General features: G+C 73.0%; 18 protein-coding genes. 15 read left to right on the top strand and 3 right to left on the bottom strand.

The genetic code is table 11. The annotated features are described in order from the left end of the window. Positions 1–18: 18 nt before the first annotated feature. Entirely contained in the window at positions 19–999 is a 981-nt protein-coding gene (locus ACZ4FV_RS12875) for an ATP-binding protein (RefSeq protein ID WP_395866685.1), read from the bottom strand. A gap of 270 nt (positions 1,000–1,269) precedes the next feature. Between ACZ4FV_RS12875 and ACZ4FV_RS12880 the strand changes: the two genes are divergently transcribed. After that, a complete protein-coding gene (locus ACZ4FV_RS12880; RefSeq protein ID WP_465322632.1) occupies positions 1,270–2,076 on the top strand; it encodes a Fic family protein in 807 nt (268 codons plus the stop codon). Positions 2,077–2,532: 456 nt separating this feature from the next. Here ACZ4FV_RS12880 and ACZ4FV_RS12885 read toward each other — a convergent pair whose 3' ends face one another. Then, complete coding sequence (locus ACZ4FV_RS12885; protein WP_395866689.1) at positions 2,533–3,339, bottom strand: HAD family hydrolase; 807 nt, start codon at positions 3,337–3,339, stop codon at positions 2,533–2,535. Between the two features lie 689 nt (positions 3,340–4,028). Between ACZ4FV_RS12885 and ssd the strand changes: the two genes are divergently transcribed. The 7 genes from ssd to ACZ4FV_RS12920 all read left to right on the top strand — a co-directional run bounded on the left by ssd (position 4,029) and on the right by ACZ4FV_RS12920 (position 10,268). Continuing rightward, entirely contained in the window at positions 4,029–5,081 is a 1,053-nt protein-coding gene (ssd, locus tag ACZ4FV_RS12890) for a septum site-determining protein Ssd (RefSeq protein WP_395867028.1), read from the top strand. Beyond that, positions 5,078–6,484, top strand: coding sequence for a TadA family conjugal transfer-associated ATPase (locus tag ACZ4FV_RS12895; protein WP_402234454.1), 1,407 nt, complete (start codon positions 5,078–5,080; stop codon positions 6,482–6,484). Before ssd ends, ACZ4FV_RS12895 begins: the two co-directional genes overlap by 4 nt. A gap of 648 nt (positions 6,485–7,132) precedes the next feature. Next, positions 7,133–7,975: a type II secretion system F family protein gene (locus ACZ4FV_RS12900; RefSeq protein WP_395866693.1), complete on the top strand. Its 843-nt coding sequence runs from the start codon at positions 7,133–7,135 to the stop codon at positions 7,973–7,975. A gap of 690 nt (positions 7,976–8,665) precedes the next feature. Continuing rightward, positions 8,666–9,250 (top strand): type II secretion system F family protein, encoded by a 585-nt coding sequence (locus ACZ4FV_RS12905; RefSeq protein WP_395866695.1) that lies wholly within the window; start codon positions 8,666–8,668, stop codon positions 9,248–9,250. A gap of 46 nt (positions 9,251–9,296) precedes the next feature. Further along, positions 9,297–9,506 carry a DUF4244 domain-containing protein gene (locus tag ACZ4FV_RS12910; protein ID WP_395866697.1) on the top strand — a complete coding sequence of 70 codons (210 nt, stop codon included), beginning with the start codon at positions 9,297–9,299 and terminating at the stop codon, positions 9,504–9,506. Continuing rightward, complete coding sequence (locus tag ACZ4FV_RS12915) at positions 9,493–9,897, top strand: TadE family type IV pilus minor pilin (RefSeq protein WP_395866699.1); 405 nt, start codon at positions 9,493–9,495, stop codon at positions 9,895–9,897. Before ACZ4FV_RS12910 ends, ACZ4FV_RS12915 begins: the two co-directional genes overlap by 14 nt. Then, complete coding sequence (locus ACZ4FV_RS12920) at positions 9,894–10,268, top strand: Rv3654c family TadE-like protein (protein ID WP_395866701.1); 375 nt, start codon at positions 9,894–9,896, stop codon at positions 10,266–10,268. The genes ACZ4FV_RS12915 and ACZ4FV_RS12920 overlap by 4 nt, the downstream gene beginning before the upstream one ends. A gap of 977 nt (positions 10,269–11,245) precedes the next feature. On the opposite strand, the gene ACZ4FV_RS12925 is transcribed toward ACZ4FV_RS12920, so the two are convergent. Further along, positions 11,246–13,663 carry a DEAD/DEAH box helicase gene (locus ACZ4FV_RS12925; protein ID WP_395866703.1) on the bottom strand — a complete coding sequence of 806 codons (2,418 nt, stop codon included), beginning with the start codon at positions 13,661–13,663 and terminating at the stop codon, positions 11,246–11,248. A gap of 126 nt (positions 13,664–13,789) precedes the next feature. Here ACZ4FV_RS12925 and ACZ4FV_RS12930 point away from each other — a divergent pair, with 126 nt between their 5' ends. The 7 genes from ACZ4FV_RS12930 to tmk all read left to right on the top strand — a co-directional run bounded on the left by ACZ4FV_RS12930 (position 13,790) and on the right by tmk (position 26,439). Beyond that, positions 13,790–14,131 (top strand): STAS domain-containing protein, encoded by a 342-nt coding sequence (locus tag ACZ4FV_RS12930; RefSeq protein ID WP_020549531.1) that lies wholly within the window; start codon positions 13,790–13,792, stop codon positions 14,129–14,131. 74 nt (positions 14,132–14,205) lie between these two features. Then, on the top strand, positions 14,206–14,673 hold the full coding sequence (locus tag ACZ4FV_RS12935) for an ATP-binding protein (RefSeq protein ID WP_402234459.1): 468 nt from the start codon (positions 14,206–14,208) through the stop codon (positions 14,671–14,673). A gap of 255 nt (positions 14,674–14,928) precedes the next feature. Beyond that, on the top strand, positions 14,929–17,283 hold the full coding sequence (locus tag ACZ4FV_RS12940; RefSeq protein ID WP_395866707.1) for a sodium-translocating pyrophosphatase: 2,355 nt from the start codon (positions 14,929–14,931) through the stop codon (positions 17,281–17,283). 135 nt (positions 17,284–17,418) lie between these two features. Continuing rightward, positions 17,419–18,198 carry a hypothetical protein gene (locus ACZ4FV_RS12945; RefSeq protein WP_395866709.1) on the top strand — a complete coding sequence of 260 codons (780 nt, stop codon included), beginning with the start codon at positions 17,419–17,421 and terminating at the stop codon, positions 18,196–18,198. 27 nt (positions 18,199–18,225) lie between these two features. Then, entirely contained in the window at positions 18,226–19,758 is a 1,533-nt protein-coding gene (locus ACZ4FV_RS12950; RefSeq protein ID WP_402234461.1) for a DUF7059 domain-containing protein, read from the top strand. Positions 19,759–20,174: 416 nt separating this feature from the next. Further along, positions 20,175–23,039 (top strand): type I DNA topoisomerase, encoded by a 2,865-nt coding sequence (gene topA, locus ACZ4FV_RS12955; protein WP_395866713.1) that lies wholly within the window; start codon positions 20,175–20,177, stop codon positions 23,037–23,039. 205 nt (positions 23,040–23,244) lie between these two features. Further along, entirely contained in the window at positions 23,245–26,439 is a 3,195-nt protein-coding gene (tmk, locus tag ACZ4FV_RS12960; protein WP_465322633.1) for a dTMP kinase, read from the top strand. Positions 26,440–26,529 lie beyond the last annotated feature (90 nt).

Raw genomic sequence — 26,529 nt, forward strand, 5'->3', positions numbered from 1 at the left:
CGGGCCGCCCCGCCGCGTTCACACCGCGGCGGAGATCGCCTGCGGGCCGAGCACGAACGCCGAGTCGACCTGCTCGGCGAGGTCGGCGCCGGTCTTCGCGTTCGCCCAGCTCCGCGCGTTCCTGAGGTGGAACTCGACCATCTGCGCGGTGTATCGCTCCCAGTCGCGGCGCTCGAACGCGGCGTCGCAGGCGCGGGTCAACTCCTCCAGCGCGGCGCGATTGGCCGGCTCCAGGGTCTCGAAGCCGGGCGCGCGGCCCTTCTCCAGGGCGCGCACGAAGTCGGACTGCACGGTCCAGGTGAGCAGGTCCGCGCCGACGTGCTCGCGCAGGAACTCGACGTCCTCGGGCCCCTGGACCTTGTTGCCGACCACCGCGAGCGAGACGCCCCAGTCGCGCGCGTAGTCGCGGTACTGCCGGTAGACGCCGACACCCCGGCGGGTCGGTTCGGCGACCAGGAAGGTGATGTCGAAGCGGGTGAACAGCCCGGAGGCGAACGAGTCGGATCCGGCGGTCATGTCCACCACCAGGTATTCGTCGGCGTCGTCGACGAGGTGGTTGAGGTAGAGCTCGACCGCGCCGACCTTCGAGTGGTAGCACGCGACGCCCAGGTCGGACTCCTCGAACGGCCCGGTCGCCATCAGCCGCAGCCCGGGTAGGCCCGGCACCTCGCGCGCGCACGCCGCGTGGATCGGGTTGTCGTCGGCGAGCCGGATCAGCCGCGAACCGCGGCCCGGTGGCGTGGTCTTGACCATCTCGGCGACCGATGCGATCCGCGGGTTGTCCCCGCGCAGCCATTCCTTGATCGCGGGCAGTTCGGCGCCCATCGCGGGCAGCGTCGCGGCGGCCTGTTCGTCCAGGCCCAGGGCCACGCCCAGGTGCTGGTTGATGTCCGCGTCCACCGCGACGACCGGCCGGCCGGTCGTCGCGAGGTGTCGGATGAACAGGGACGACAACGTGGTCTTGCCGCTGCCGCCCTTGCCGACGAAGGCGATCTTCACGGATGGGCCCTCCGATGATGGGTTCGACCGATGGAACCGATCGACGGGTTCGACCCGACGACGGGGTCGGTCCGGGTGGTTCAACGATCCGGGTTCGACGACCTGGGTTCGACGATCTGGGTTTGACAATCGTTTTCGAATACGATCATCCGTCGCTCACCGTGTCCGCGTCAAGTCGCTCGGTGATCGTGTGGTGGTGGGCGTGTGGCCGTCGCGTGTCGTGCGGACCGGGGTCGCGGGTGGTTTCCCGTGCGGCGTAATCTCGCCCGGGTGAGCACCGCAACCGATCCCCTCGCCGCCCTGGCCGCGCTGCCCGGCGTCCCGGAGGCCGTCGAGGACACCCGCAAGGCCGTCGACCGGCTGCTCGGCCACCGCACGATGCGCCGCCGCAGCATGGACATCAGCGCCGAGTCCGCGCTTCGAGGCGCGCGCGCGAGTGCCGCGCTCGAAGGGGTCGACTGGTCGCTCGAGGAGATCCGCCGCCGTACCGACTTCTCGTCCTCGCTCGACGACGGCGGCGCGGTGATCGCCGGCGCGTTGCGGCTGTCCGCCGAGATCGGCTCGTTGCTGGGCACGTGGGGGCACAGTCCGCTCCAGGTGCTGGCGCGCCTGCACGTGGTCGCCGCCGCCGACGCGGTGCCCGCGGAGGCGCTCGGCCGACCGCGCCGCGACGGCGAACTGCCCGGCCCGCTGCCCTCCGCGGAGGAGGTGGCCGCCCGCCTGGACGGACTGTCCCGGCTGCTGCTCGCGCCCTCCTCGGCGCCCGCGGTCGTGGTCGCCGCCGTCACCCACGCGGAGATCCTCACCCTCGCGCCGTTCACCTGGGGCAACGGCCTGGTCGCGCGGGCCGCGCAGCGGATCGTGCTGGTCACCCGCGGCCTGGACCCCAAGGGCGCGGCGGTGCCCGAGGTCGGTCACCTGGAACTGGGCGTGGACGCCTACGCGGCGGCGCTGCGCGCGTACGAGAGCGGCACCGCCGAAGGTGTGTCGATCTGGATCCGGCACTGCGCGGAGGCGATGACGCTGGGCGCGCGGGAGAGCGTGGCGGTCTGCGAAGCGGTGATGCGCGGGATCTGACCGCGATCCCGCGGGCGGTCGTGGCGCCGGCCGCGATCGGGCCGCGCCGTGCGTGCTCGGCGGTTTCCGACCGTGGACGCACGAGACGGCGGCGCCCGTGAGGACGCCGCCGTTTTGTCACTCCCACCGGGGTACCAAGCGTGTACCCGTTATGACGATCGGCCCCGGCATGCGCATCCACGGGGGGAAGAACATGCAGGTCATCCGACGCGTTCGGCCCCTACGAGGGTCGGTCGCACGTGGGTTCCCGGCGGTCGTGCTCGGCCTGCTCGGGCCGTCCGCCGAAGCGGGGGCCGTACGGGCCGTTGGTCCCTTTTCTAGTGGGTTGCCGGGGGGAGTGGAACCCCTGGGCCAAGATCTTTACTTTTGGCCTTTGTCGGATTTGCTCCCCGATCGTCGTGCTCCCGGCCCGCTTCGCCCGTGCCGGCGATCCGGGTTTCGGCCGGTCGCCCGGGGTCAGCGGCGCTTCCTGGCCAGGTACCACACGAAGCCGGCCGCCGTGGCGCCCGCGCCGATCGCGGTCGCGGCGAGTACGGGGCGCGAGGGCACCGAGAGGGTGGGCACCCGCTGGCGCAGTGCGACGGGTCGGCTGAAGACCAGCACGGGCCATCCCCGACCGGTCGCCTCGCGGCGCAGGCCACGATCGGGATTGACCGCGTACGGGTGGCCGACCTCCAGGAGCATCGGCAGGTCGGTGATCGAATCGCTGTACGCGTAGCAGGAGGTCAGGTCGTAGCCCTCGGTTCGGGCCAACTCCTTGACCGCCGCGGCCTTGTTGGGCCCATACGCGTAGAAGTCGATCTCGCCGGAGTAGCGGCCGTCCTCGACCACCATGCGCGTGGCCACCACCCGGTCCGCGCCCAGCATGTCGCCGATCGGCTCGACCACTTCGGCTCCGGAGGAGCTGACGATGACCACGTCGCGGCCCGCGGCGTGGTGTTCCTCGATCAGGGACGCGGCCTCGTCGTAGATGATCGGGTCGATCATGTCGTGCAAAGTCTCCGCGACGATCTCGCGTACCTGCTGGACGTCCCAGCCGCGGCAGAGGGCGGAGAGATATTCGCGCATGCGCTCCATCTGGTCGTGATCCGCGCCGCCGACGAGGAACACGAACTGCGCGTAGGCACTCTTGAGGACGGAGCGGCGATTGATGAGACCGCCGTGGTAGAAGGATCTGCTGAACGCCAGCGCACTGGACCTGGCGATGATGGTCTTGTCGAGGTCGAAGAAGGCTGCTGTCCGCTTCGGAGCCTGGGTTTCCACAGTTCACGAGGATAAGGGCAGCCATTCGGCGTAAACTCCACGTCGTGGGTTTGCTAGAGAACCCCCTCGGGTACATCCTGGAAGTCACGGATCGTTCGCGACCGTGCTAACCCGGTCCGACTCCTCCCCCCCCGAGTCGGCCGTGGAGACGACCCCCGCTCTCCCCCCCGGCGGGGGTCGTCGCTTGTCCGGGGGGCTTTTTTGCGCCCATACGAGGGTGTGGGTCGGGCTTTGTCCGACTAACCGCCGAGGTGCGCGATTGTCGGTGTGCCGTCGGGTCGGCGGGCGGGATTGTCGACGCGGTGCCCGGCGGCCCGGCTCGGATTGAATCCGCGATTCCGCGTCGATCGGTGTCGGTCTGCGTCGATCGTGCCCCGGTGTGGGTCGCGGACTTTTTCGGAACCGCCGTTCTCCGCTGTTTCGGGGGGATTCCCGGTCGATTTTCGGTGGTCTACGCGCGATCAGACACGGAAGACATGTCCGGAACGGCTGAAGCGTCCCTCTCCCGAGTGAATCCGCAATCCACAACCACGGGCTTGTCCACAGGTACGAACCACCCGCTCGGCCGAGCGCGCGCCGGCGGCGACGGTGGGGTCAGTTCTCGGGAGGCTCGGTTCGGACGGACCTCCCCGACCCCTGGAGGTTCCGTGGCAGCGCTCTCCCCGCCTCGGCCGGCCCGCCCGCTCCTGGTGACCGGCGATCCCGTCCTGCTCGACGAACTGTTGCGGCTGTGTGCCGCGGCCGGGATCGAACCGGAGGTACAACCGGACGCGGGCGCGGCGCGGGCCGCGTGGCGGGGCGCGCCGCTGGTGATCGTCGGCGACGACGTGACCCCGGGTCTGGCCCGGTGCGGATACCCGCGCCGGGAGGACGTGGTGCTGATCGGCGCCGACCTGGACGACGGCGACGTGTGGCGGCGGGCCCTGGACGCGGGCGCGGACCACGTGGTGTTCCTGCCCGACGCCGAGGCCTGGATCGTCGATCGATTGGGCGACGTGGCCGAGGGCACCGGACCGGACGCGTACACGATCGCGGTGCTCGGTGGTTGCGGCGGCAGCGGGGCCAGCACGCTGGCCTGCGCGCTCGCGGTGACCGCGGTGCGTACGGGGCTGACCACCGCGCTGGTGGACGTGGACCCGCTGGGCGGCGGTCTGGACGTGCTGCTCGGCGGCGAGGACGAGCGCGGCCTGCGTTGGCCGGATCTGGCGAGCGCGCGCGGGCGGATCGACGGCGGCGCGTTGTCCGACGCACTGGTGCACCTGCACGGACTGACCGTGCTCTCGTGGGATCGCGACCGACCACCGGGAATCCTGCCGGACACGATGCGCTCGGTGGTGCGGGCGGTGCGCAGACGCCACGACGTCGCCGTGCTCGACGTGCCGCGGCACACCGACTCGATGGGGGCGGAGGCGCTGCGCCAGTGCGACACCGGGCTGTTGGTGGTGCCGGCCGAGGTGCGCGCGCTGGCCGCGGCGGCGCAGGTGTCCACGCGGGTCGGGCCGATGGTGCGCGATCTGCGTGCGGTGGTGCGGCAGCCGAGCGCGTCGGGGCTGACCTCGGAGGCGGTCGCGCGCGGCCTCGGCCTGCCGCTCGCGGGCGAGTTGCGGCCGGAGGCGGGGCTTTCGGCGGCGGCCGAGCGAGGCGATCCGCCGGGCCTGCGGGCGCGCGGACCGCTGGCCAGGTTCTGTCGCGACTACCTCGCGGGCGACCCGGCCGGCCTGATGCGCGGGGAGGCGGCGTGAGCGCGCGCGAGGTGCCGCCGATGCCGCCGTTCCCGCCGCCGACGCCGCTTCCGGGGCCGCAGGGCACCGGGCGGGCGGGGCCGGCGGCTCGGGTGCCGCAACCGCCGCCGTGGCCGGTGCCGACTCCGGCGGGCGGCGGGACCGGGGTGTTCTCGGCGCCGCAGTTGCGGGCGGTGCCGCCGCCGGCACCGCCTGCCGCGGTGGGGACACCGCCGTCGGCGGCGACGGTGGTCGCGGTGCCGCCGCCGGAGCCGGAGTTGGTGGAGGCGGTGCGGTCGCGGTTGGCCGCCGGCGGGCACGAGCCGACCCCCGGGGCGGTGGCCGCGGCACTTCGTGCCGAGGGGCGGGTGCTGGGCGAGGCGGCGTTGCCGGAGTTGGTCCGGGCGCTGCGGTCGGAGATCGCCGGTGCCGGACCGCTGGACGCGCTGTTGCGCGATCCCGAGGTGACCGACGTGTTGGTCAACGCGCCCGACGAGGTGTGGATCGACCGGGGGGCGGGGCCGCAGCGCACGGCGGTGACCTTTGCCGACGACGCGGCGGTGCGGCGGCTCGCGCAGCGGTTGGCGAGCGGTGCCGGGCGGCGGTTGGACGACGCCTCGCCCTATGTGGACGCGACGTTGGCCGACGGGATCCGGCTGCACGCGGTGCTGCGTCCGGTCGCCGTGCGCGGGACGTGTTTGTCGCTGCGGGTGCCGCGGCGGACCTCGCTCGGCCTGGCCGACCTGGTGCGGGCCGGTTCGTTGTCGCCGGCGGCGGCCGAACTGTTGTGCGCGGTGGTCTCGGCGCGGGCCGCGTTCCTGGTCTCCGGCGGCACCGGGTCGGGCAAGACCACGCTGCTCGGGGCGCTGCTCGGGTGCGCGCATCCGGCCGAACGGCTGTTGCTCGCCGAGGACTCGGCCGAGCTGACGCCGCGTCATCCACATGTCGTGCGGCTCCAGTCGCGGCCGGCCAACGTCGAGGGCGCGGGCGAGGTGACGCTGCGGGACCTGGTCCGCCAGGCACTGCGGATGCGACCGGACCGGCTCGTGGTCGGAGAGGTGCGCGGCGCCGAGGTGGTCGAACTGCTCGCGGCGCTGAACACGGGCCACGAGGGCGGCTGCGGCACGGTGCACGCGAACTCGGCGGCGGACGTGCCCGCGCGGCTGGAGGCACTCGGGGCGCTGGCCGGCCTGGGCCGGGAAGCGTTGCACAGCCAACTGGCCGCCGCGCTCGACCTGGTGGTGCATGTGGTGCGCGAGCGCGACGGTCTGCGCCGGGTGGCCGAGATCCACGTCCTCGAACGGGACGCGGCGGGATGGGTCCGCCCGATCCCGGCAGCCTGCTTCGAACGCGGCGGAGGCCACCGAGCCGGCCCGGGCCACCAACGCTTGACCGCACTGCTGACGGGGTGGTGGCGGGGATGAGGGCGGCGGGGGCGGTTCGGGGGGCGGGCAGCCGGCGATCGGCTGCGTTGCCGGGGGTGGTGGCGGCGAGGGGGCGCGGTTCTTGGCGGGTGGTGGGGGTCGGTCGCGGGGCGGGCCGCGGACGATTGGTGCGCCGCCGGCTGGATGCGGTGGCGGCGAGGGGCGGGCGCGGCAAGGCCGGGGCGGGGCTCTTGACGGGGCGGCGGGGCGGTGGGGCTCGGTTCGGGTCGGGGCGGCTTGCCGACGAGTGGCGCTGGTGGGCGGTGGGTGACGGCGGCGTCGGGTCCGGGGTCGGCCGGCGGGCGGTGGGGCTTGAATCGGGTTGGCCCGGGCCACCAACGGTTGGTTCCGGCGGCGGGCCCGGGGCCGGTCGGTTCGGAGGTGGTGGGGCTCCGTTCGGGGTGGCTCGCCGGTCGTTGACTCCGGCGGTTGGTGGGTGATGGGCCTTGGAATGCGGGGGATCGGGCTCGGTGGTGGTTCTGAAGCCGGCCGGCCCGGTGGGTGCTCTCGGTTCGGGGCGGCTTGCCGACGGGTGGCCTGGGTGGGCGGTTCGGCCGTGGTGGTGAGGGCGGGCCGGCTGGGGGTGGTGGGGCTTGGTGGGTCGGTGGTGGGTGGCCGCCGGGCCGGCTGTGTGTGGGGGTGGAGTGAGTGATTGCGGCGGTGTTGGCCGTGTTCGGGGTTGCGGGGCTGGTGTGGTTGTCGATGACTCGGGCGGGGCCGGGTCGGTTGCGCGCGGTGCTGGGGTCGCTCGACGGCGAGCGGGTGGGGCGGTCGGTGGGCGGCACGGTGGTGGCCCGGCGGCATCGGGTGCCGTTGGCGGTACTCGCGGGCGGGAGCGGTGCGGCTTTGGCGCTGGGATCGCCGGTGCCCGCGCTGCTGGCCCTGCCGGGTGCGTGGGTGCTGCGCCGACGGCGGGCGCGGGCCGTGGCGGACCGGGAGGCGGCTGCGGTGCGCGGCGGGGTCGTCGGGCTGTGCGCGGCGCTCGCGGGGGAGTTGCGGGCGGGACGCACACCTACAGAGGCGTTGGCGGCGGCCGCGCACGCGGTGGACGGGCCGGTCCTGGCGGTGGTGGGTGAGGCGATCGGGTCGGCCCGGGTCGGTGGCGACGTGCCGGACGCGTTGGACCGGGCGTCGGTCCGACCCGGGGCGGCCGGATTACGACGGATCGCCGCGTGCTGGCGGATTGCGATCGGTCGGGGCGCCGGGTTCGCCCCGGCGCTGGAGCGGATCGCGGCCACGCTGCGGGCCGAGGAGGACGCGCACGAGGAACTGATCGCCGAACTCGCCGGGGCCCGCTCGACCGCGCACGTGCTGGCCGCGTTGCCGGTTTTCGGCCTCTTCCTGGGCAGCGGTCTGGGCGCCCGGCCACTGGACGTGCTGCTCCGCACGCCGACCGGAGTCGGGTGCCTGTGCGGGGGCTTGGCCCTGGTGGCCGCCGGCTTGGAGTGGACGGACCGCCTGGTGACCGGGGCGATGCCGAGGTCGGCATGACCGACGTCGGGCCCGTACGGGATGTCGAGGCCGCTCGGATGTGGCCGCCGCGAGAGGTGGATGGATGCCGGGGCGCCGGGAGTGGCGTGGCGGCGGTGCGGGATGGCGCGGGTTTTCGCGGTTCCTGACGTGGGGCCGGAGCCGGCCGGCTCCGGGTAGCCGCTGCGCGGGTGGGGTGGCCGCCGGGGTGGGTGGGCGGGCGTGGTGGTGGTTCGGGATGCCGCGAGTGCCTGTTGCGGCGGTCCGGAGGCGGGTGGCTTTGAGGGGTCGCTGCCGGGCAGGGCGGTGCCGGGGTTGGCGTGACCGGCGTGGTGAGGGTGTGGGACGGCGCGAGGGAGTCGTGGGTGCGTGTTGCGGTGGCTCGGAAGTGGGCTTTGGGGTGGTGGGTGTGGTGAGGGATGGCAGCTCCTGGAGGTGAGCTCAGGGAGCAGGTGGTGGGCGGGTGCTGGTGGCGTCGTAGGGGCCGGTGGCTGCTGTGGGGGTGGGGTGTATGCGGGAGGTCGAGGGGCCTTTCGGGGGCGGGCTCGGGGGTGATTGGAGGTTGGAGCGGTGGGTGGGGACCTGAGTGGGGTGGCCGTGGTGGTGGCGGTGTTCGCGGCGGCGGGTGGGGCCGGGGGTGCCGTGCGAGGGAGGGGGGTTCGGGGGCGGCGGCGGCCGTATGGGTGGGGGAGCGAATCGGCGCGACGGCGGGTGGCGGCGTTGCTGGGTGGGGCGGCCGTCTTCGTGGTGTTCGGGGGGTGGGTCGGGGGTGGTGTGGGCGTCGTCGTGGCCGTGCTGCTCGATCGGCGATTGGGGCGGCTGGAGTCGCGGTCCGGGCGAGTGCTGCGGGAGCGGCTGCGAGCCGATCTGCCGTCCGCCGCCGACTTGTTCGCGGCGTGTCTGGTGGCCGGGAGTTCGCCGGTGGAGGCCGCCGAGGCGGTCGCGCACGCGGTCGGTGGGCCGCTCGCCGGCCGATTGCGGCCGATCGTTGCTTCGTTGCGGTTGGGCGGCGAGCCGAGTCGGTGCTGGCTCGGGTTGACCGACGATCCCGTGCTCGCGCCGCTGGGACGGACTCTCGCGCGCGCCGCGACAGGTGGCGCACCGGCCGCGGCCCTGGTGGCTCGGATGGCCGACGAGCAACGCGCCGAGCACCGGCGGGCCGCCAGTGCGGCCGCTCGCCGGGTGGGGGTGCGGGCCACCGTTCCGCTCGGGCTGTGCTTTCTGCCGGCTTTTCTGCTGATCGGGGTGGTCCCGATCGTGATCGGGCTGACGACAACGTTGCTGCGGCCGTTCTGATCGATCGATTTATTCATTCATATACGCATCAATAAGGGGGAATGTCATGCGAATTCTTATGCCGATTCTCGGTCCGGCCGCGCGTCGGATGTGGCTGCGGTTGCGCGACGACGCCGGGATGACCACGGCCGAGTACGCGGTGGGCACGGTCGCCGCGGTGGCCTTCGGGGCCGTGTTGTTCAAGATCGTGACCAGCCCCGGGGTCGCTACGGCGCTCACCGGCGTGATCACCAAGGCGCTCGATGTCTCGTTCTGACGCGGGGTCGCGGGTCGCCGTCGCCGTTCGCCGAGTGCGCGAGGAGGACGGCTTCGTGACCGCGGAGACCGCCGTCGTGCTGCCGGTGCTGGTGCTGCTGACGGCCGTGCTGGTGTCCGGACTCGGTGCCGCCGCCGCGCAGATCCGCTGTGTGGACGCGGCGCAGGCGGGGGCGAGGGCACTGGCCCGAGGCGAGCCGATGGCGGTCGCGCAAACCCGGGCTCGGGCTGCCGGGCCGGCTGGGGCACGGACGGAGGTGTCCGGCGGGGAGGGGCTGGTGCGATTCCGGGTGGCGGCCGAGGTCGGCGTGCCGGGGGCTGCCTGGGCCGGGGTGAGGTTCCACGTGGAACATGTGGCGGTGGCGGCTGCGGAGGACGAGGTGCCGCCGTGAGCCCACGCGCGTCGACGCAGGAGGGCTCGGCGACGCTGTGGGTGATCGCGCTCGCGCTGGTGCCGATGTGTGTGGCCGCGTTCGTGTTCGTCTTCGCCGGAGCGGTCGCGGCCCGACATCGCGCGGGCGCCGCGGCCGACCTGGCCGCCCTCGCGGCGGCCGGTCGAGCCGCGGCCGGCGCCGATGCCGACGAGGCGTGCGCGCTGGCCCGCCGAGTGGCCCGCGCCCAGCACACCGAACTGACCCGCTGTCGGCTCACCGCCGGGTTCGCGGAGGTCGACGTGACGGCCCCCGCCCCGGCGGCACGCACAGCCCGAGCAACCGCCCGCGCGGGCCCCTCGGACCAGCCCGACACCCACGCACACCGCTGACGCGGCCCGACCCGATCCCCGATTGCAGCCATCCGCCCGGCTCACATCGTCCGTACCGATCGCGCGTCCACGCCATCCGACCCGTCAGCCCGCTCACCCATCCCACATCGCTCACGCCCGCCACCCCACCCGAACCCGCCGCGCCGTCTGCGGGTCCGTACCCGTTGCGGCCGCCGGCCGGTCGCGCCGTGCGTGCCTCCACCGGGCCGTCCGCGTCATTCGTCCGGACTACCCGCGCCTGCCGGGCCGCCCTCGTCGCCCGCGCAGGTCGCGCCCCTTCGTGGCGGCTCAGCTGCTTGCGCCTTGCGCGAACGCCGGGCCGTCGACCCCATCCGCGCAAGCCGCGCTCGTTCGTGGCGGCCGAGCCGTTTGCGCCGCGGCCGCCGAGCGCGCGCCGTCCGCGCCGTCCGGGCAGGTCGCGCCCATCGCGACAGCAAGGCCGCCGCTTGCGTTGTGCCCGCCCGCCGGGCCGCCCATGTCACCCGTGCGGGCTGCCCGTTCCCGCCGGCCGTCGGCGCCACCGCGCGGGTCGTGTCTGTCGCGGCAGCCGGGCCGTCGGCCGGCACCGGGCTGTCTGCGCAGGTCACCCTGCCCACGTCACCCGGGCAAGCCGCCCGACTCCGCCGCGCCGTCCGCGGCCGTCCGCGCAGGTCGTGCTCGTCATTCCGCCCATGTCACCCGTGCGGGCTGCCCGTTCCCGCCGGCCGTCGGCGCCACCGCGCGGGTCGTGCCTGTCGCGGCAGCCGGGCCGTCGCCCGGCACCGCGCTGCCCGCGCAGGCCACCCTGCCCACGTCACCCGGGCAAGCCGCCCGACCCCGCCGCGCCGCCCACGGCCGTCCGCGCAGGTCCTGCTCGTCGTCCCGTCCATGCCACCCGCGCGGGTCGCCTGAACCCGGCGGGTTGCCCTCGCCGGTCGCGTAGGTCGCGTCCGTCGCCCTGTCCGTGCCATCCGAGCCTGTGCCCTACCTGTGCCGCCTCAGCCGGCTGCCCCGTCTGCGTCTTCCGAGCCGCCCGGCCCGCCCGAGCTTCCCGAGCCCGCCGCACCGCCCGCGCCCGCCACCCCGTTGGTTCCCAGTAGGGCGTCCAACAGGGCGACTGCGCCCGGCTTGTCCAACGGCTGGTTGCCGTTGCCGCATTTGGGGGATTGCACGCAGCTTGGGCAGCCGTGGTCGCATTCGCAGGACGCGATCGCCTCGCGGGTCGCGGTCAGCCATGCGGTGGCGGTCACATACGCGCGTTCGGCGAAGCCCGCGCCGCCGGGGTGGCCGTCGTAGACGAATACGGTCGGCAGCCGTGTGTCGGGGTGCAGCGAGGTGGACACGCCGCCGATGTCCCAACGGTCGCAGGTGGCGAACAGCGGCAGCAGACCGATCGAGGCGTGTTCGGCCGCGTGTGCCGCGCCGGGCAGGTCGTTCGGGTCGATGCCCGCCGCGGCGACCTGCTCGGGCGTGACCGTCCACCACACCGCGCGGGTGCGCAGGCTGCGTTCGGGCAGGTCCAGCTTGTGCTCGCCCAGCACCTCGCCGGTGATGATCCGCTTGCGCTGGAAGGAGACCACCCGGCCGGTGACCTCGACCGAGCCGAAGTGCAGCCGGGCCGCGCCCCACTCCTGGCTGCGCGCGGTCTCCAGGATCCGGATCTCGGTGACCTCGCGCGCGCTGGTGGTCCAGTCCGGATTCGCCGCGCGCACCAGCGCCACGCCCTCGCCCAGGTCGAGTTCGCGGACCAGGAAGGTGTCGCCCTGATGCAGGTGCACCGCGCCGGGGTGGACGGCCGAATGCGCCGCCGGCGCGTCGACCGTGCCGAGCAGTCGGCCGGTGTCCTGTTCGACCACCCGCACCGCCGGCCCGCCCGCGCCGCGGATGTCGGTCAGATCCGTGGCCCGCTCCCGGCTCGTCCAGTACCACCCGGTGGACCGCCGGCGCAGCAGCCCGCGCCGCTCCAGGCCCGGGAGCAGCTCGGCGGCCACCGGCCCGAACAGCTCCAGGTCCTCCTCGGTCAGCGCGAACTCTGCCGCGGCCGCGCACAAGTGCGGGGCCAGCACGTACGGGTTGTCCGGATCCAGCACGGTCGCCTCGACCGGCCGGTCGAACAGGGCCTCGGGGTGGTGCACCAGGAAGGTGTCCAGCGGATCGTCGCGCGCGACCAGGACGGCCAGCGCCTCCCGCCCGGCCCGCCCCGCCCGACCGGCCTGCTGCCACAGCGAGGCCCGGGTGCCGGGGTAGCCCGCGATCAGCACCGCGTCCAGACCGGAGATGTCCACGCCCAGTTCGAGCGCCGTGGTCGCGGCCACCCCCAGCAGGCTGCCGTCGTGCAACGCGCGCTCGATCGCCCGGCGCTCCTGCGGCAGGTAGCCGGCGCGATAGGTGGCCACCCGATCCGCCAGCGCCTCGTCGACCCGGGCGAGGTGGTCGCGCGCGATCACCCGCACCACCTCGGCGCCGCGCCGCGAGCGCACGAAGGCGACCGTGCGCACGCCGTCGAGCACCAGGTCGGTGAGCAACTCGGCGGTCTCCGCGGTTGCGGTACGCCGGACGGGTGCACCGTGTTCACCCTCGTGGCCGGTCAGTGGCGGCTCCCACAGGGCGAACACCAGTTCACCGTGCGGCGAGCCGTCCTCGGTCACCTCGACCACGGGCGCGCCGATCAGCCGTTCGGCGGCGTGCGCCGGATCGGACACGGTCGCCGACGCCAGGATGAACACGGGGTCCGAGCCGTACCGGCGACACACCCGGCGCAACCGGCGGATCAATTGGGCCACGTGCGAGCCGAAGACGCCGCGATACGTGTGGCATTCGTCGATCACCACATAGCGCAACGAGCGCAGGAAGGCGGCCCACGAACGGTGTCCGGGCAGCAACGCACGGTGCAACATGTCCGGATTCGTCAGGACGTACGACGCGTGCGCACGGACCCACTGGCGGATCTCCACGGGGGTGTCGCCGTCGTAGGTGGCGACCCGGACACGCCCGAGCGCGGGGTTCGCGGCGCGCAACTCCTCGACCGCGCGCGCCTGATCCGAGGCCAGCGCCTTGGTCGGGGAGAGGTAGAGTGCGGTCGCACCGCGCCCGCTGGGCGCGTCCGCGCCCTCGACCAGGGTCGTGAGGACCGGCAACAGATAGGCGAGGGACTTGCCCGAGGCGGTGCCGGTGGCGATCACGACCGAGCGGCCCTGTGCCGCAACAGAGGCGGCGCGGGCCTGATGCTCCCACGGCAGTTCGATACCCGCCGCGCGAAACGCGTCGCCCACTTCCGGCCGAACCCAGTCGGGCCAGGCCGAGGTAACGCCTTCGCGAGCGGGTATGCGCCGGACGTGCGTCACTCGATCGGGTCGATCCCGACTCGCCAAAAGGCGGCCGAGAAGACCTTCCGGGGGGCGTGTACTGGGCTGCATCGGGCACCAGTGTTACATCCAATGTCGCGGGATTCATCGTCCCCTAGTGCCCATAAGTGGTTGAATGCCTTGGCGGCTGCCGATCCATGGGGGGCGACCGCTCAAGAGCAAGGTGCTGGAGGATCCGTGGACTTGTCCCTGTCGACCCGAACCGAGGGCGGTCGTACGATCGTCGAGGTGGGCGGCGAGATCGATGTATACACCGCACCCAAGCTGCGCGAGCAACTGGTGGAACTCGTCAACGAAGGCCAGTTCCACCTGATCGTCGACATGGAAGCCGTCGACTTCCTGGACTCGACCGGGCTCGGTGTGCTGGTGGGTGGCCTGAAGCGGGTGCGTGCCCACGAAGGGTCGCTGCAGTTGGTGTGCACTCAGGAGCGCATCCTGAAGATCTTCCGCATCACCGGCCTGACCAAGGTCTTCCCGATTCATCCGTCGGTGGCCGTGGCCATCGCCTCGTCCGACTGACCGACGTGCGTCCTGACCGGACGCACACCGCACCCGCGCCGGCCCGGGCGGGTGCTCGCACGGCTGGGGGAACCATGGCCATCGTCGAGCTGCGCTTCAGCGCGCTGCCCGAACACGTCCGCACGGCGCGGCTCGTCGCCGCCGCCGTGGCGCGGCGCGCGGGGGTTGCTGAGACGGTGCTCGACGAGGTGCGCCTCGCCGTCGGCGAGGCGTGTTCCCGCGCCGTCGGGATGCACCAGGACCGGGTGGACGACGACCGCCCGGTCACGGTCACCCTGGACGACGGCGACGGCCGCTTCTGTATCGAGGTCAACGACGGCGTGCCACAGCCGGCGTTGACCGAGGCGGGCCTCGCGGAGGGTGCCGGGCTGATGCCCGACCTGTCCACGAACGGCCGCGGTCTCGATCTGATCGAGAACGAGATGGGCCTCGCCGTGATCCTCGGCCTGGTCGACGATCTCGACGTGCGGACCGGCGCCGAGGGCGGCGTGATCCGCATGTCGTGGCCCTCCGGCGCGAAGTCCGCCGAGACCGTGGGCTGACCGAGAGCCCCACCCCGCACCACCTCATCGCCCCCGGGACGCCCGGGGGCGATTTCGGCGTTCTCGTGTATCCCCTTTTCCGGGTCGTAAAACCTGATTCCGGATCGATAGGCCATTTTTGGGAATCGCGCCCGGATTTCATCGGTAATTTGATCTGATCATGGCGATTCCCATGGTCTGATCTTGATCATTTGCATACACTCCTTTCGCATTGAGAAGTCCCGATCTGAAAGTGCTCCTAGCCAAGGAGGACGAATGTCCGGGATCCACCCCTCCGAACTCACCGTCGCCGCGGACGTCTCCGTCACCGGCGGCAACCTCACCTACGTCGTCATCGTCGCGGTGATCGCCCTCGGTGCCCTGGGCGTCGCCGCCGGACTCGTGCGTCAAGTGCTCGCGGCGGACGAGGGCACCGAATCCATGCGCCGGATCGCCGGTGCCATCCAAGAGGGCGCGGCCGCCTACCTGGCCCGTCAGTTCCGCACGCTCGCGGTGTTCGCGGTGGGCGTTTTCTTCCTGCTCATGCTGTTGCCCGCGGACGACTGGAACGAGCGGATCGGCCGCTCGATCTTCTTCCTGGTGGGCGCGGTCTTCTCGGCCGTCACCGGGTACGTGGGCATGTGGCTCGCCGTGCGCAGCAACGTGCGGGTTGCCGCCGCCGCCCGCTCCGGCAACGCCGGCCGGGACGCCGCGACGCGGATCGCCTTCCGCACCGGCGGCGTCGCGGGCATGTTCACGGTCGGCCTGGGCCTGTTCGGGGCGGCCCTCGTGGTGATCCTCTACCGCGAGAACGCCCCCAAGGTGCTCGAGGGCTTCGGCTTCGGCGCCGCGCTGCTCGCGATGTTCATGCGCGTGGGCGGCGGCATCTTCACCAAGGCCGCCGACGTCGGCGCGGACCTGGTCGGCAAGGTCGAACAGGGCATCCCCGAGGACGACCCGCGCAACGCCGCGACGATCGCCGACAACGTCGGGGACAACGTGGGCGACTGCGCGGGCATGGCCGCGGACCTGTTCGAGTCGTACGCGGTCACCCTGGTCGCCGCGCTGATCCTGGGCAAGGCCGCCTTCGGCGACGCGGGCCTGGTCTTCCCGTTGATCGTGCCCGCGATCGGCGTGCTGACCGCGATCGTGGGCATCTACACGGTCGCGCCGCGGCAGGGCGACCGCAGCGGCATGACCGCGATCAACCGGGGCTTCTTCGTCTCGGCGGTCATCTCGCTGATCCTGGTCGCGGGCGCGGCGTTCCTGTACCTGCCGAGCAAGTTCTCGGACCTGGACGGGCTCACCGATCAGGAGATCCTCGCGCACGACGCCGACCCGCGCGTGTTCGCGCTGGTGGCGGTGCTGATCGGGATCGTGCTCGCGGCGGTCATCCAACAGTTGACCGGCTACTTCACCGAGACCAGCCGGCGACCGGTGCGCGACGTCACCAAGACCTCGCTGACCGGCCCGGCCACGGTGATCCTGTCCGGCATCGCGCTGGGCCTGGAGTCCGCGGTGTACGCCGCGGTGCTGATCTCGGTGGCGGTGCTGGGCGCGTACCTGCTCGGCGCCGGGATCATCATGCTCGCGCTGTTCGCGGTCGCGCTCGCGGGTACCGGGCTGTTGACCACGGTCGGCGTGATCGTGGCCATGGACACCTTCGGACCGGTTTCCGACAACGCCCAGGGCATCGCCGAGATGTCCGGCGACGTCGAGGGCGAGGGCGCCCAGGTGCTCACCGAGCTCGACGCGGTGGGCAACACGACCAAGGCGATCACCAAGGGCATCGCCATCGCGACCGCCGTGCTCGCGGCGACCGCGCTGTACGGGTCCTATCGCGACGCCGTGCGCACGGCCGTGGACGAGGCGGGCGGACTGGCCGACGCCTCCAAGCTCACCTCGTTCTCGTTCGCCACCGACATCACCCAGCCGAACAACCTGGTCGGGCTGATCCTGGGCGCGGCCGTGGTGTTCCTGTTCAGCGGCCTGGCGATCAACGCGGTCTCCCGGGCGGCGGGCGCGGTGGTGTTCGAGGTGCGCAACCAGTTCCGCACCCGGCCCGGGATCATGGACGGCACCGAACTGCCCGAATACGGCCGGGTGGTGGACATCTGCACCCGCGACTCGCTGCGCGAGTTGGCCACTCCCGGGCTGCTCGCGGTGATGGCTCCGATCGCGGTCGGCTTCACCCTGGGCATCGGCCCGCTCGCGGCGTTCCTCGCCGGTGCGATCGGCACCGGCACGCTGATGGCGGTGTTCCTGGCCAACTCCGGCGGCGCGTGGGACAACGCCAAGAAGATGGTCGAGGACGGCAGTTACGGCGGCAAGGGTTCGGCCGCGCACGAGGCCACGATCATCGGCGACACGGTCGGCGACCCGTTCAAGGACACCGCCGGACCGGCGATCAACCCGCTGCTCAAGGTGATGAACCTGGTGTCGCTGCTGATCGCGCCGGCCGTGGTCAAGCTGAGCATCGGCGCGGACGAGAACGGCGCGCTGCGGGCCCTCGCGGCGGCCTTCTCGGTCGTGGTGATCGTGGGCGCGGTCTGGTACAGCAAGCGCAAGTCGGTGGTCGTCGGCGAGGACGAGGACGACCACGAGGAGCGGACGACCAAGGCGGCCGCCTGATCCGATCCGAGGTGAGCACGGGCGCGGAACCGGGGGAATCCGGTACCGCGCCCGTGCCGCGTCCGAGGTGCGCGTTTGGCCGAACACCTTTGCGCTGTGCGAGTCTGCGTCCGGCTCCGAGCAAAGGTGGAAAGCGTGTCGAGGAAGTTCCTGGTGGTCTCCGCGCTGGTCCTGGCATCGGCCTTGACCGCGTGTGGTGGCGGCGACGACGACAAGAACGACGAGAAAAAGAAGAAGCAGGCCGAACTGCGGGCGTGGGCCGCGAAGGTCTGCGCGGTGGAGGTGACGGCGCGCATCGACGAGGCGCGGGTGGCGCTGGCCGACGTGGGCAAGGTGATCCCCAACGAGCAGCCCGCGACCCTGCGCACCCGGCTGGCCGCCGACATCTCCCGACTCGCCGACGCGGACAACGCGCTGGCCGACGCGATCGACCGGGCGGGCATACCCGCCGTCGCGGACGGCGCCACGCTGCGCACGTCGGTGGTCGCGGAACTGCGCAACGCGGCCAAGGGCTGGGCCGGGATCCAGGCCAAGATGGAGAGCCTGGCCACCGACAAGCAGAACGTGTTCGCCGACGGACTGCGCTCCCTGAATCCGGAGATCGAGGGGCTGCGCGCGTCCGCGCACACGGCGCTGGACAAGCTGCACCGCGGCGAGCCGGGCAAGGCGCTCGCGGCGGTGCCCGGATGCGCGGCGGGCAAGCCGGACGCGCTCCCCACCGCGCCGGTCACCTCGGCGCCGACGAGCGCCGCGCCGGGCGGTACTCCGAGTGCCGGTGCCTCGGGCGCCGCGCCGAGCGCGTCCGGGTCGCCGAGCGCCTCCGCGAGCGCGTCCACCACGTCGAGCGGCCCGCCGCCGAGCGGCGGCACGTCGTCCTCCTCGGCGCCGCCGACCGGCACGGCGCCCACCGGCTGAACCGCCAGGGGGCGCGCACGAGGCAGGATGGTGCGCGTGACCATGAACGACACCTCCCAGGTGGCCCGACTTCGCGAGGCCCTGATCGCGGCCGGCTACACCGTCGACGGCTGCCTCGACGCCCTCGGTCCGCAGGCGTACGCGGCGCTGTCGCGCGGTGAGACCGTGCCGGCGCTGCGTGCCCTGCGGGCGGACGCGGCGAGCCCGCTGGCCGTGCTGATCCGGCTGTTCCTGCTGCAGACCTCGGCGCCCGAGGCGCACGTGCGACGGGCCCTGCCGCTGGCCGAGGCGCTGGCCGGCGGGCTGCTGGAGCAGGACGGCGAGGACGTGCGCCCGCTCGTGGACATCCGGCCCTACGGCGAGGCGGACACCGACTGGTGGGTGGTGTCCGACCTGGGCGCGGGCATCGGCGGCGTCAACGGCCCGGTCCGGGCGGACCACGTGCTCGGCATCGGCGGGGCGTCCACCACGCTCGCCGGGATCACCGTGCGTGAGCGGGTGGGCCGCGCGCTGGACCTGGGCACCGGATGCGGCGTGCAGGCGCTGCACGCGTCGCGACACGCCGACTCGGTGCTGGCGACCGACGTCAACAAGCGGGCGCTGGACCTGACCCGGCTGACCATGGCGCTGTCCGGGGTGGGCAACGTCGGCTTGGCCGAGGGCAGCCTGTTCGAGCCGGTCGAGGGCGAGCGGTTCGACCTGATTGTGTCCAACCCGCCGTTCGTGATCACTCCGGTGGGTGAACGATTCACCTACCGCGACGCGGGCCTGCCCGGCGACGAGGTGTGCCGACTCCTGGTGGCGCAGGCGCCGCGCTTCCTGAACGACGGCGGCTACTGCCAGCTACTGGCCAATTGGCAGCACCTGCGCGGGCAGGACTGGCAGGACCGGCTGGCCGCCTGGCTCGCGCCCACCGGCTGCGACGCGTGGGTGGTCCAGCGCGACGTGCAGGACCCGGCGCAGTACGCCGAGCTGTGGTTGCGCGATTCGGGTGACCATCGCGGGGCCGCCTACGCCGAACGCTACGACGCGTGGCTGGCCGCGTTCGAGCGGGACGGCGTGGAGGGGATCGGGTTCGGCTGGATCACGCTGCGCGCGTCGGGCGCCGACACGCCGAACGTGCACATCGAGGACTGGCCGCACGCGATCGAACAACCGCTCGGTGCGGAGGTGCACGCGTGGTTCGGCCGGCAGGACCGGCTGGCCGGGACGGACGACGACGGCCTGCTCGACGTCCCCTTCCGGCTCGCCGACCACGTGGTCCAGGAACAGACCGGCGCTCCGGGCGCGGAGGATCCCGAGGCGGTCGTCCTGCGGCAGCGGCGCGGCATGTGCCGCGCGGATCGGGTGGACACCGTCGGCGCGGCCCTGGCCGGGGCCAGCGACGGTCGGCTTCCGGCCGGCGTCATCGTGGACGCGATCGCCGAGCTGCTCGAGGAGGAGCCGGCCCGGTTGCGCGACGCCGTACCCGGCGAACTGCGCGGTTTGGTCGCCGACGGATTCCTGCTGTTCCCCGAGGTCGGGGAGGCTCTCCCGGCGGAGTCCGACACCACCGACTGAGCGCGGCTTGGGCCGGTGCACCGTGATCCGGGGCGACACGCCTGTACAGTCGCAGGTGTTGTCCCCACCGGATACTCCTTGCCGTTGCCAAGAAAATGTGTTGTATGGAGGCGGCGGCTTCCCGTTCGGCCACGAACCAACGGGGTCGGGAGGCGGGAACCGCGATGCGCGCGTTACCGTTCGAGGGGCATGGGCCCGGCCGTCGGAGCATTCGCCGGATCCGGGGGACGGTCCGGCCGGACAGCGGCGCCGGGACGACTCCGTGACGCAAGCCGAGCAGAACCGGTTTGACACACGGGGCCGACCCCCGGTCACGCTCCGCCACCCGGCAACCGCAATGTGAATACGAACCCCCGAGTACGGCCTTGCCCAACTGGGCACGGCCGCTGCCGACGACGATGGAGAGAGAAGCGAAGGTGTCCCCGAGCAGCGAGACCGCGCGCGACGGCCTGAGACTCGTCATTGTCGAGTCCCCGGCCAAGGCGAAAACGATCAAGGGCTATCTCGGCCCCGGTTACGTGGTCGAGGCGAGCGTGGGACACATCCGCGACCTGCCCAACGGCGCCGCCGAGGTCCCGGCCGAGTACGCCGGCAAGCCGTGGGCCCGTCTCGGGGTCGACGTCGACGCCGACTTCGAGCCGATCTACGTGGTCAACGCGGACAAGAAATCCCAGGTCGCCAAGCTCAAGAAGCTCCTCAAGGACGCCGACGAACTCTTCCTCGCGACCGACGAGGACCGCGAGGGCGAGGCCATCGCGTGGCACCTGCTCGAAGTGCTCAAGCCCAAGGTGCCGGTGCACCGGATGGTGTTCCACGAGATCACCAAGGACGCGATCCGCACCGCGGTGAACAACCCGCGTGAGCTCAACCAGCGACTGGTCGACGCGCAGGAGACCCGCCGCATCCTCGACCGCCTCTACGGCTACGAGGTCTCGCCGGTCCTGTGGAAGAAGGTCGGTCCGCGCCTGTCGGCCGGCCGTGTGCAGTCGGTGGCCACCCGCCTGGTGGTCGAGCGCGAGCGGGAGCGCCGCGCGTTCACCTCGGCCTCCTACTGGGACCTGCTCGGCGTCTTCGGCACCGGGCGGGCGGGCGACCCCACCGACCCGAGCACGATGAACGCGCGCCTGGTCTCGTTGGACGGCAAGCGGGTCGCCTCCGGTCGCGACTTCGGCCAGGACGGCAAGCTCAAGAACGCCGGTGTGCTCCAGTTGGAGGAGGCCGGTGCGCGCGCGCTGAGCGCCGCGCTGGAGTCCGCGTCGTTCACGGTGCGCGCCGTCGAGCGCAAGCCCTACCGTCGCTCCCCGTACGCCCCGTTCCGCACCACCACCCTCCAGCAGGAGGCCTCGCGCAAGCTCGGCTACGGCGCCAAGCGCACGATGCAGATCGCGCAGAAGCTGTACGAGAACGGCTTCATCACCTATATGCGTACGGACTCCACCACGCTGTCCGAGACGGCCGTCACGGCCGCCCGGGCGCAGGTGCGCGAGCTGTACGGCGCCGAGTACGTGCCGGACGCGCCGCGGGTGTACGCGGGCAAGGTGAAGAACGCGCAGGAGGCGCACGAGGCGATCCGACCCTCGGGCGAGAGCTTCCGCACGCCGGCCGAGACCGGATTGGCCGGCGACGAGTTCCGGCTGTACGAGCTGATCTGGATGCGTACCGTCGCGTCGCAGATGAAGGACGCAGTCGGCCAGTCGGTGACCGTGCGCATCGGCGGCGTCGCCCAGGGCGCGGACCTGCCCGGGCGCGACGCCGAGTTCACCGCGAGCGGCAAGATCATCACCTTCCACGGCTTCCTCAAGGCCTACGTGGAGGGCTCGGACGACCCCGACGCGGAGCTGGACGACCGCGAGCGACGGCTGCCGATGGTCACCGAGGGCGACGCGCTCAGCGCCGACGAGCTCACCCCGGAGGGCCACGCGACCAAGCCGCCGGCCCGCTACACCGAGGCGTCGCTGATCAAGGAGCTGGAGGACCGGGAGATCGGTCGGCCCTCGACGTTCGCGTCGATCGTCGGCACCATCCTGGACCGCGGCTACACGTTCAAGAAGGGCACCGCGCTGGTGCCGTCCTTCCTCGCGTTCGCCGTGGTCGGGCTGCTCGAGGGCCACTTCGCCACGCTGGTCGACTACGACTTCACCGCGAAGATGGAGGACGACCTCGACCGGATCGCGCGCGGCGAGACCGCGGCCGTGCCGTGGCTGCGCAAGTTCTACTTCGGCGACGAGAGCCGGCCCGACGAGGACCACCTCGGCGGCCTCAAGGCCCTGGTCACCGACCTCAGCTCGATCGACGCCCGTGAGGTCAACTCGTTCCCGGTCGGCGAGGGCATCGTGCTGCGCGTGGGCCGGTACGGTCCCTACGTCGAGCGCGGGGAGCGACGCGCGGACGTGCCGGACGACCTGCCGCCGGACGAGCTGACCGTGGCCAAGGCCGAGGAACTGCTCGACAAGCCCAGCGGCGACCACGAGCTGGGCATCGACCCGGTCAGCGGGCACATGATCGTGGCCAAGGACGGCCGCTACGGCCCGTACGTGACCGAGGTGCTGCCGGAGCCCGAGGCGCCCGCCGCCCCGGCCGCGGACGGCGCCAAGCCGGCCAAGAAGACCGCGAAGAAGGCCGCCGCGAAGAACGGCCCCAAGCCGCGCACCGCGTCGCTGTTCAAGTCGATGGCGCTGGACACGGTGACTCTGGAGGACGCGCTCAAGCTGTTCACGCTGCCGCGCGTGGTGGGCAAGCACCCGGAGACGGGTACCGAGATCACCGCGCAGAACGGCCGCTACGGCCCGTACCTCAAGATGGACACCGACTCGCGCTCGCTGGAGACCGAGGACCAGTTGTTCACGGTGACCCTCGACGAGGCGCTGGCGATCTACGCCCAGCCCAAGGCGCGCGGCCGGGCCGCGGCCAAGCCGCCGCTGAAGGAGCTGGGCACCGACCCGGTCAGCGGCAAGGCGGTCACGGTCAAGGACGGCCGGTTCGGGCCGTACGTGACCGACGGCGAGACCAACGCGACGCTGCGCGCGGACGACTCGGTGGAGACGATCACCCCCGAGCGCGGCTACGAGTTGCTCGCGGACAAGCGGGCCAAGGGCCCGGCGAAGAAGACGACCAAGAAGGCGGCGGCCAAGAAGGCCCCGGCGAAGAAGACGACGGCCACGAAGACCGCCGCGAAGAAGACGGCGGCGAAGAAGCCCGCGGCCGACGGCAAGACCACCAAGTCGGCGGCGGCGAAGGCGACGGCGAACGCCGGCGCGAAGAACGCGGCCGACGAGGCGTGAGGCGACAGGACCGAGGTAGGGATATCTCGGTGTCGAGGTAGGGATATCTCGGTACGTTTCGATCAGGCGGCGCCGGCGGGATCCGGCGCCGCCTCGGTCGGTTCCGGCGACGACATCGGGCCCTGTGCTACGGTCCGCCGCCGGAGCACGGGGGATCGGTCGAGGTTGCCGTTTCCCGTCAGGTGACGACGTTAGGGTTCTCCGTATGACGCACGCGGAGCAGCAAGCGCCGGATTCGGCGATACCGCCCCGTCAGGTCGAACCGGCAGAGGGCATCGGGGGCGTGCTGAGCATCCGCCCCTTCCGCCGCTTCTGGTTCGCGGTCGCGGCCTCCGCGCTGGGCGATTGGCTCGCGCTGCTCGCCTTGACCTCCGCCGCGCTGTGGACGGTCGAGGGCGACTACCGCGAGCATGCCACGGCGGTCGCGGTGGTGTTCGCGTTGCGGATGCTGCCGGCCGCCCTGGTCGCCTCGGTGGCGGGCGCGATCGTGGACCACCTCGACCGGCGCTGGACGCTGGTGACGTGCGACGTGATCCGGGCCCTGGTGCTCGTGTCCGTGCCGTTCGTGGACGAGATGTGGTGGGTCTGGGGCGCAACCGCGGCGGTCGGCGTGGTCGGCGCGCTCGCCGGGCCCGCCCGGGACGCCACCGTGCCGAACCTGGTGCCGCGGCAACGGCTGGGCACCGCCAACCAGTTCAACCTCGTGACCTCCTACGGCGCGGCCCCGGCGGCGGCGCTGTTGTTCATCCTCGGCGCGCTGATCGGCACCGCCTTCTCGCGCGATGTGTCGATGTTCGTCGAGCACCCCTCGAACCTGGCCTGCTACACCGCGGGCGCGGTGTTCCTGGGCGCCTCCGTGTTCGCCTTCCTGATCCGGATGCCCACGCGAGGACGTTCGGTCAGCACCCGGCGGCCCAACCCGTTCAAGGTGCTCGCCGACGGGCGCAAGGTGTTCGGCCACGGCCGGACCGCGCGCGGCCTGATCGTCGGGATGATCGCGCTGTTCCTGGCGGGCGGCGCGCTGGTGGCCACCGCGCCGCTGCTGGTGGTCGGTCTGCACGCGGGCAACGCGGCGTACGGCACGGTGTTCCTGATGCTCATCGCCGGCGTCAGCGCGGGCATGTTGTGGGGTCCGCGGGTGGTGCCGGCGTTCAGCCGGCGGCGGCTGTACGGCGTTGCGGTGATGTTCGCCGGACTGACCCTGCTGATCCTGGCCGCGGTCGCCAACGTGGTGGTGGCCGCCGTACTCGCCGCCGTGCTCGGCGTGTTCGCGGGCGTCGCGTGGGTCACCGGATACACGATGTACGGCCTCGACTTCGGTGAGGACCTGCGGGCCCGGGCCTTCGCGTTCGCCCAACTGACAGTGCGGATCGTGCTGTTCGTGGCGCTGGTCGCCGCACCGATCGGCGCGGGCTACGTGGGTGTGCGCTCGTGGGTGATCGCGGACCGGTTCACCTTCGACTACAGCGGTGCCGCGCTGGTCCTGGCCGGCACCGGCGCGTTCGTGGTGATCCTGGGCTGGATCGCGCTGCTGAGCGTGGACGACCGGCGCGGCGTGCCGATCCTGCGCGACCTGGCCGCCGCGACCCGCAACGAGGACCACATCACCGGCCGACCGGCCGGGGCCACCGGCTTCTTCATCGCCCTGGAGGGCGGCGAGGGAGCGGGCAAGTCGACCCAGGCCAACGCGATCGCGGCGTGGATCCGGGCCAAGGGCCACGAGGTCGTGGTCACCCGCGAGCCCGGCGCGACCGAGGTCGGCAAGCGGCTGCGCGCGATGCTGCTCGACCTGGACGGCGCTCCGGTCGACCCGCGCACCGAGGCGCTGCTGTACGCGGCGGACCGGGCCGAGCACGTGCAGACCGTGATCCTGCCCGCGCTGCGGCGCGGCGCGATCGTGATCAGCGACCGCTACATCGACTCCTCGATCGCCTACCAGGGTGCCGGGCGCGGCCAGGGCGCGCGCGAGATCGGCCGGGTCTCGCGCTGGGCCAGTGACGGGCTGCTGCCCGACCTGACCATCCTGCTCGACCTGGACCCCGCGGTGGGTCACGGCCGCTTCACCGAGGCGCCGGACCGCCTGGAGTCCGAGCCGCGCGAGTTCCACCTGCGAGTGCGGCACGCGTTCCTGGACCTGGCCGCGCACGACCCCGACCGCTACCTGGTCGTGGACGCCGACCAGGAGCCGGACGCGGTCACCACGCCGATCCGGCACCGGCTCGACCGCGAACTGCCGCTGTCCGAGCAGGAGAAGCGCCAGGCGCTGGAGTTGGCCAAGCGCATGCGCGAGGAGGACGCCCGGCGCAAGGCCGAGCAGGCCGCGCGGGACGCCGAGAAGGCCGCGCTGATCGCCCGGCTGCGGGCGGAGAGCGAGGAGCGCCAGCGTCAGGCCGAACAGGCCCGGCTCGAGGAGGAGTCGGCCCGGCTGGCCGAGGAGGAGCAGCGCTACGCCGAGGAGGAGGCCCGTCGGATCGCCGCCGAGGCGGACGAGCGGGCCCGCACCGCGGCCGAGGCGGCGGAGGAGGCCCGGCTGCACGCCGAGGCCGAGCGCCGCCGGCTCGCCGCCGAGGCCGAGCGCCGGGCCGAGGAGCAGCAGCGGGTCGCCGAGGAGGCCAAGGCCAGGGCCGAGGAGGCCCGGGTGCGCGCCGAGGAGGAGGCCGAGCGCCGCGACGAGCAGCGCCGCCGGCTCGAGGAGGCGTCCGCGCTCCAGGCCGAGCAGGCCCGGGCCAGTGCCGAGGAGGAGCGCGAGGCGGCTCTGGAGCGGCAGCGGTCGGCCGAGGAGGAGCGCGACCGGTTGCAGGCCGAGGCGGCCCGCGACGTCGAGCGCATGCGCGCCGAGGAGGCGATCCGGGTCGCCGACGAGCGCCGGGCCGCCGAGGAGCGCCGCCGGGCGGAGGACGCGCTGCGCCGGGCCGAGGCCGATCGTCGCCGGGCCGAGCGGGAGGCCTCGCGCGCGGCGGAGGCCGCGGCGTCCGCGCGGGCACGCGCCGCGCAGGAGGCCGCCGCACTCGCCGCGGAGGCGGGGCCCTCGACCGACACCGACATGCTCGAGACCCCGGTGCACGGGATCCGGCGGCCGGACCCGTCGCTGGGGGAGACACCCGTACACGGCATTCCCAAGGTGTCCGCGGACGACGCCGACACCACCGAGTTGCGGCAGATAAAGCTGCGCGAGGCGGCCGAGGACACCCGGGAGATCCCGACGCTGAACCTGGACGAGACGCACGCGCTGCCGGTGCTGCCGCCGCCGGCCGCGCCGGGCGACCAGTCGCTGGCCGACGACCTGCTCGGGCCGTGGACGGGTGATCCGGCCGCGGACGAGGCGGGGGCGGACGCGGACGCGGACGACGAGCCGGCCGAGCCGGAGCGCAAGCGGCGGTGGCGGCGCAACAAGTCCTGACGCCGGGCCGCACCGGGCATACCCGGCCGCGGGGTGACGTGGCCTCGATTGTCACGTCACCCCGGTACGGTCGTACTCGGGGCACACCGG

The sequence above is a fragment of the Embleya sp. NPDC025285 genome, assembly GCF_055558835.1.